This is a genomic window from Bradyrhizobium sp. PRIMUS42, from assembly GCF_023006515.1.
Taxonomy (GTDB): Bacteria; Pseudomonadota; Alphaproteobacteria; order Rhizobiales; family Xanthobacteraceae; genus Bradyrhizobium.
In genome coordinates, this window is the sequence record NZ_JALBGZ010000287.1 from 1 (window position 1) to 7,398 (window position 7,398).

Genomic DNA, 7,398 nt, shown 5'->3' on the forward strand with positions numbered 1-7,398 from the left:
GCCACCACCGAGATCTCGCGCAACTTCCAGCAGGCCGCGCAAGGCACCCGCGAGGTCACCGACACCATCGGCAGCGTTGCCAGGCTTAATCAGGAGACCGGCAACGCCGGCGAGACGACCGAGGTCGAACGGGACCGGATGGGCGCGATGCATCAGGACGACGGCTACGAGAAAGCCGATCGCCTCGGTCGCCAGCGTTGCCAGCGCCGCGCCGTAGATGTCGTAGCCGGCGACCAGCACGACCATCAGGACCACGCTGACCACCAGCGTGAGAAAGGATTGCGCCGCCAGCATGAAGGGCCTCTCGGCGAGCTGGAAGCTGATCTGGACGTAGAACTGATTGGCGATACCGAAGAAGCGGGCAAGCACCAGGGTCGGCAGCAGAGCCGACACGCCGGCGCGGAAGTCGACGCCGACGAGTGTGCCGGCGACCTGATCCGCGGCAAGCGCGAGCCAGACCGCAACGGGCGTGACGACGACGAGCAGGAGCTCGAGGCTCTCGGTCAGGCGCTCCCGCGTCGTCTCCTTATTATTTTCGGACAATGACCGGAACACCAGCGGCACGGTCGCCGCGGCGACGCTCGATGCAATCATGACCATGAACTGGCGCGGCAGATCAGCGGCGACCCCGAAGATGCCGGCGGCATCCTTGCCGAGCAAGTAAGCGACGATGAGCCGGTCGCAGGCCGAATAGACCGCGACGGACAATCCGGCCAACGTCAGGGGCAGGCCGTAGCGCGCCAGCTGCATGAACTGGCTGCGCTGGAAGCGCGCGATCCTGGTGCGGTCGCCGACGAGGTTCAGGATGATCCCGGTGAGCGACCCCAGGCCGAACGCGGCAAGCAGCCCCAATCCACCCCAGCCGAGCCAGATGCCGACGAGACCGAAGCCGACGCTCGACACGCTGCGCACGATCGAGATCGCGGCAAACCGGTAGGGACGCAATTTGGCGCGTTCGAACTCCTGACCGACATCGACGGCATTGGCCATGATCGCGACGAACATGCTGGCAAGCAGCAGCTCGACACTGACGTCGCTGCGGAACAGGAAGACCAGCGGGGTCGTAGCGCAGAGCACCGCGACGGTGAGCCCAAAGGCAACCATCGCCGTGCCGCGAAAATCCACCTCCGCCGACATCGCCTGATAGCGGGACACCGACAGCTTGATCCAGGCGAAGAAGACCGCGCCCAGAATGCCGGCGAGGCTGATACCCACGACATAGACGCCGTACTCCGCCGGGCTCAGCAGCCGCGTATAGGCGGTGACCGCGAAGAAGCCCACCGCCGCAGGCAGGATGTAGGCGACGAGATAAATCGAGAAATGGCGGTTCAGCATGCGAGCACGGGACCGGCAACGGTCTTGCGAGTGTGGCGGCCGTTCATCAATGCGGCCTTGAATGGGGCCTTTGGCGGGGCGAATGAATGCGCCGCAGCATCGCTCAAGAGTGTCACATAAGTCTGCAAATCTGGCGGCGAATGAAGCTCAAAAGCCGCTTTCGCACGTTAGCGTTAAATTTGCCCTTCCTCCAACGGCAAGGCGCGATCTCGGGAGGAACCATGAGCTGCAGACGGCGGAAGTTAACCCCACGAGGCGAAACCCCGGCGTCGTGGGGCGACGCTTGGTACGATGGTGCGTTGGTTCGAAAAAGGACTGCCGTGACCAGGCTCGACAGACGCGAATTTCTTCTTGGCGGCGCCGCAGCGCTCGCGGCGGGCGCATCGGCGTCGGCCGTGCCGGCATCGAAGCTCGCGCAACGTCATCAGGGTTTTGGCGCGGCCGCCACGCTCTGGGACCTGCAAGCCGATCCCAGGCTTGGCGAAGCCATCAGCACCTATTGCACGCAGGTGGTGCCGGTGCTCGAGCTGAAATGGCCGATGCTGCGGCCGAACGCGCACACGTTCAACTTCGAGCGCGCCGACGCCATCCTGGATTTTGCGCGAGAGAACGATCTGACGATGCGCGGCCACGCGCTCGCCTGGTATCACGACATTCCGGACTGGACCAAGCAGATCAAGAACACCAAAGGCGTCGAGCGCGCCTACCTCGACCACATCGGCACCGTCGTCTCCTACTACAAGGACAAGCTGACGTCGTGGGACGTCGTCAACGAGCCGATCCCGGACAATCCCCGCAGTCCAAAGGACCGGCGCGACACGTTCTGGACGCAGCATCTGGGTCAAAGCTGGATTCCGCTGGCCTTCCGCACCGCGGCCGCGGCCGATCCTTTCGTCAAGCTCGCGATCAACGAATATGACATCGAATCGGCCAAGGACTCGTTCATTGCCAAGCGCGCAGCTTATCGCAATCTGATCATGGACCTGCTCGACCAGGGTGTTCCGCTCCACGCCGTCGGACTGCAATCGCACCTGCATGCCGAGCTCGAGATCGACACCCACGGGCTCGCCGAATTCGTCACCGAGCTGCGCTCCTGGGGCCTCGAGGTGCTCGTCACCGAGCTCGACGTCGACGACCAGAAGCTGACGGGCAATCCGGCACAACGCGACGCCATCGTCGCCAAGCGCGTCGACGATCTCCTCACGGCGATCTCGACCAGCGGACCGGTGCGCTCGATCCTGACCTGGGGTCTCTCGGATCGCTACAGCTGGATCAACGGCACCTTCGCCCGCGCGGACAAGCAGCCGAACCGCCCGCTGCCGCTCGACGGAGAGTTCAAGCCAAAGCCGTTCATGGACGTCATCGGCAAGTTCACGAAAGACGTCTGAACGCGCGAGCTCAGCTGCGCGTTGGCACCTCGAACTCGGCTGCATCGCCGATGTGATCGGGCGATAGGCTCGGCGCGCGACGGTCGCGCGAAGAGAGGCGGAACACGTCGCGGATGTCGTCGACCGAGGTCGACGAATAGGACTGGATGCAGAGCGCGACCTGTTCGGGTGAGGCTGTGCGGATCAGCGCTTCGATGGCCGGACGGTCGAGCGGCGTCTCGTCCCAATGCGAGACTGCGATGCTGTCTTCCGTGACCCGGTGGGTCGCCAGATGCGCGGGTGAGGTCGCGACGAAATGGCCGTACATCAGATATTCCGAGAACTTCTTCTTCCGGCACAACGCCAGCACCCAGTTCAATCCCGTTGCCGACTTGATGGCGGCGGCCATGGCGCGCGCAGTATCCCTGTCCCAGACCAGGGCGTTGCCGACATAATCGTCGGCGGGGAAGGAGCGGTCCTTGATGCCGAGCAGCTGATCGACCGTGCGCAGCCACAGTCCATGCAACGGGTGGTCTGCGCCGATGTCCTTCGGCGTGACGAACAGCGGCGTCTTCTCAGCCCCGGCATATTTGCCGACGTCGAATTCGCGGAAGAACAGATTGTCCGAATCCAGGATGCAGACGCGCTGCTCGGGCGCGTTGAGCACGCCGGCAATCTTCAGGATCTGCTGGATGTGCCAGCCGTGGACGGGCGACGACAGCAGCGACAGCCAGACGCGCCGCTTGCTGATGAACTGAAGCGCCGGCGGCAGGGCGAACAGCCATTTCGGCAAGTAGCGCGAGGCCGGAACGATGACGCGCCTGTCGGACGCGAAGCGCTCGAACAGCGGCACATCCTCATCGTTAACGAGAACATAATGCCGCGTATATCCCGTGAGCCAGGTGTCGATGCTTTCGCTGAGCAGCGAAAAGCGTTCGATGTCCTTGGCGTAGCTGGCAGTGAGCAGGGCAACGGAATGCATGGCGCGCTCGAATGGCGATCAGGCCGCACTCATAGCCGCACGGCGGGATGCTGCAAACTCACAAACGGAATCAAGGTAAAATGAAACGATTCATTAGCCATCCGACGGCAACCCCTGCTCGATCCCGCGAAAGCGCAGTGGCGCCAGTGCTGAGGCGCGCTGCCACCAGTCGGCGACGCGGTCATCGAGGGCGGTCATGCCGCGTCCCTGGCCGGGATAGATCCTGATCTGCTGCACCGCCTCGGCTTCGAACCCCTTGCCCCTGCGCGTGATCTTGAGGGCGGCACCTTCGCGATCCCGCTGGGTCAGCGGCACCAGCAGGCGGCCGCGCGGACGAAGCGCCTCGAGCCAGCGCGGATGCGGATGCGAGAAGCCGGCGTGGATGATGATGACGTCGGCGGGTTCGCGGAACTGCTCACGTCCATCGCCATGGACCACCTCGACATTATGATAGGTGTGAAGGAAACTTGCAGCGCGGCGCGCCAGACGCTCGTCACATTCGATGGCCATCACCCTGCCCTTGGGACCGACCATCTTCGACAGCACCGCCGAGAAATAGCCGAGCCCGCAGCCGATCTGGACCACGCGATCCTTCTCCTTGATATCGAGCACATCGATGAAATGCGCCCACAAGCTCGGCAATCCGGTGTCGAGCCTGCGGCGCGCGTCGATCGCGACCAATACATTGTCGTAGAGATGACCGGGATCGGCACTGGGCGTCAGCCGGTAGCTGCGCGCCGCCTCGCTCTTGATGCGCCAAGGCCCTTTTCCCAGAAATGCCTCGCGCGGAACAGCGGCGAGCGCTTCGAGCAGGCGCGGCGAGGAAATCCGCTCGCGCCTCGCAATCAACGCGACGTAACGCGCGCGCGCGGCGGCAAGATCGCTCATGTCACGGAGCGGCCTGTTCGCGGACCGGCGCATCCGTGCCGAGCTCGTTGACGAGCTGCATCGCCTGCTTCAGGTCCGGCGTATTAAAACCCTCGCTGAACTTGGCGACAACGGGCACGATCAGGAGGCGCGCATGCTCGCGCTTACCGGCGTCGAGCGACAGCCGCGCCAGACTGACGGCAGTGCGAAGCTCCCAGGACAGCGCGCCCTGCTTGCGCGCGATCTCCAGCGACAGGGTGAACAGATCCGCAGCCTCCTGCACCGAGGCCGGATCGCCGTCCGATATCGTGATCTCACCTTGCAGGCGATAGACTTCGGCGAGATAGGAATGATCGCCGGTGCGTCTGGCGGTCGCGAGCGCGCCGTCAAGCGCGCGCAAGGCCGCCTCGCGCATCCCGACCTTGGCATAGGCTTCCGCGAGCAGGCAGCGGAACCAGCAGCCGGCGAGCCAGGAATCCATCGCCTCGTACTCGTCGAGGCCGAAGCGCATCTGGCTGAGGCCTTCATCCGCCTCGCCGAGTTGAGCCAGCGCCCAGCCGCGCAGGATCGCGGCCTGCTGCTTCCAATGCAGGAAATTGTGCTCGGTGGCGATGATCATGGCGCGGTTGGCGTGGTCGCGCGTACCTTCGACATCACGCAGATGCTGGCAGAGATAGGCGCCGAACACGAGCGCGAAGGCGAGCGTGAAGGGATGGCGAATCTTCTCGGCATTCGCGATCGCCTGCTCGCTGTGCTGGCGCGCCGCGTCGGGCTGGCCGAGGAACCACAGGAGGTAGCCCAGATAGGACAGCGAGACCACGCCAGGATCGGTGCCGTGCCGCTCCATCAGGTCGGAGTGCAAATCGGGGCTGTAGAGATTGATGCAGCGGTGCAAATGATGTTGGGACGCAGCAAAGCGCCCGCGATAGAGCATGGTCATCGCGATCGAGCGGTGCGCTTCGATCAGATAGCCGGTCTGCTGCGCCGGCTGCGTCCGTTCGTTCAGCCGCTCGCGCTTGGCGAATTTCAGCAGCTCGACGCTGAGATCGTGCGCGCGGGTGAGATCGGCGCGGATGAAATGGCAGACCCACAGGCCGCGGGTGGCGGCAAAGGCCTTTTCGTCGTCGTCGAGCTGCTGACCGAGCTCGAGCGCGCGGATGTAGTTCTCCTCGACCTCCTGTACCGCATAGCCCTTGGCGGAGATCAGCGCATTGCCGAGCGCGATGCGCAGATCGAGCTCCATCTCGTCTGCGCCCTGCATCCGCGCATTGGCCTGCACGACGCTCAGGCCACGGCGCAGGTGACCGATCGCCTCCAGATTGGCGCCGCTCCTGGCCGCCTGCTTGCCGGCCTTGAGCCAGAAACTGGCGGCGCCCTCGCTCTGGCCGGACTCGGTCAGGTGATGGGCGAGCAACTCCGGTTCGCGCTCGGTCTTCTCCGGATACATCTCGGCAAGCACATGGGCGATCCGCGAATGCAGCTTGCGCCGCTCGCTGTGCAAGAGGCTCGCATGCGCGGCGTTCTGGATCATCACGTGCTTGAAGGAATAAAGCGCGTCCGGCGGATGGCCGCGGCGCATGATCAGCCCCGCCTGCTCCAGATGATTGAGCGCGGCCTCGATCTGCTCAGCCGGCGTGTTGGCGACGGCATGCAGCGTTTCGTAGGAGAATTCGCGGCCGATGGTGGCGCCGATCTGGGCGATCCGCTTGAACGGACCCATGCGGTCCAGCCGCGCCATCAGCGAGTCGGTCAGGGTTGCCGGGATCGCAAGCTGCCGCCACGGGCCCGACAGGACGTAGCGCCCGTGCCGCTCGGTCAAGAGGTTGGATTCGAGGACGGTTTTCGTGAGCTCTTCCAGGAACAGCGGCACGCCGTCGGTCTTGACGATGATCTCCTCGACGACCTCCTTGGGCAGCTCGCGTCCGGCGACGCGCTCCACCAGCGTGGTGCGCAACTGCCGGCTCAGGCGGTTGAGCACCAGCGTCGTGATGTGCGAATGCGCGTTCCAGCTCGGCTGGAATTCGGACCGCGCGGTGATGATGACCAGGATCGGCCGGTTCTGCACCCGATCGACCAGAAGGTCGATCACCTCACGGGAGGTCGGATCGATCCAGTGCAGATCCTCGAATGCGATCACGAGCGGCATCTCGCGCGCAAGGCCCAGGAAGTGATTGACCAGCGCCGCGACGGTCGCATCCTTCTGCTGCTGCGGCGACAGCTCGAGCGGCGGATAGCGGTCTGCGGTCGGTATCGACAGCAGCGCGGCAAACAGCGGCGTAACCTGCTCGATGTCGCCATGAGCGGTGGCGATCGCGGTCTCGAGGCTCGTCAGCGACAGTGCGGACGGATCATCGCGGTCGAGGCCGAGAGAGAATCTGAGCTGCTCGGCGAACGGATAGAGCGCCGTGGACGTGTAATAGGGCGAGCACTGGAACGAGACCTGTCCATGGCGGTCGCCCGAGATCCGCTCGAAGATTTCCTGGATGATGCGCGACTTGCCGATGCCGGGCTCGCCGAACTTGACCACGACCTGGCCGTCGCCGTCCTTGACCTGCTGCCAGCGGCCCATCAGCAGCGCGATCTCCTCCTCGCGGTTGACGAGCGGCGTCAGCCGCGTGCCCATGGCGGCGGCGAAGCGAGTCTCTACCCGCGAGGCGCGCATCACGTGCCAGGCCTGCGTCTTCTCGGAGATGCCCTTCAGGTCATGGACGCCGAGATTGCGGAATTCGAACTTCCCCTTCAGCAACGACTGGGTCGAGGCGGAGATCACGACGCCGTTGGGCGGCGCCAGGCCTTGCAGGCGCGCGGCGAGGTTGACGGTCTCGCCGACCGCAGAGTCGCGCTCTT

General features: G+C 64.6%; 5 protein-coding genes. 1 reads left to right on the forward strand and 4 read right to left on the reverse strand.

Going from position 1 to position 7,398, the window contains the following annotated elements; translation table 11 throughout:
* Positions 1-1,335 (reverse strand): lipopolysaccharide biosynthesis protein (locus tag MOV75_RS20770; RefSeq protein WP_247006508.1); only part of this gene is annotated, 1,335 nt, incomplete at its 3' end.
* A 320-nt stretch (positions 1,336-1,655) separates the two neighbouring features.
* Between MOV75_RS20770 and MOV75_RS20775 the strand changes: the two genes are divergently transcribed.
* On the forward strand, positions 1,656-2,723 hold the full coding sequence (locus tag MOV75_RS20775; RefSeq protein ID WP_246927200.1) for an endo-1,4-beta-xylanase: 1,068 nt from the start codon (positions 1,656-1,658) through the stop codon (positions 2,721-2,723).
* A 10-nt stretch (positions 2,724-2,733) separates the two neighbouring features.
* Here MOV75_RS20775 and MOV75_RS20780 read toward each other — a convergent pair whose 3' ends face one another.
* From MOV75_RS20780 to MOV75_RS20790, 3 genes are all read right to left on the reverse strand, one after another.
* A complete protein-coding gene (locus tag MOV75_RS20780) occupies positions 2,734-3,684 on the reverse strand; it encodes a DUF6492 family protein (protein WP_246927198.1) in 951 nt (316 codons plus the stop codon).
* Between the two features lie 93 nt (positions 3,685-3,777).
* Positions 3,778-4,572 (reverse strand): protein-L-isoaspartate O-methyltransferase, encoded by a 795-nt coding sequence (locus tag MOV75_RS20785; RefSeq protein ID WP_246927195.1) that lies wholly within the window; start codon positions 4,570-4,572, stop codon positions 3,778-3,780.
* Position 4,573: 1 nt separating this feature from the next.
* Positions 4,574-7,398 (reverse strand): AAA family ATPase (locus MOV75_RS20790; protein ID WP_247006509.1); only part of this gene is annotated, 2,825 nt, incomplete at its 5' end.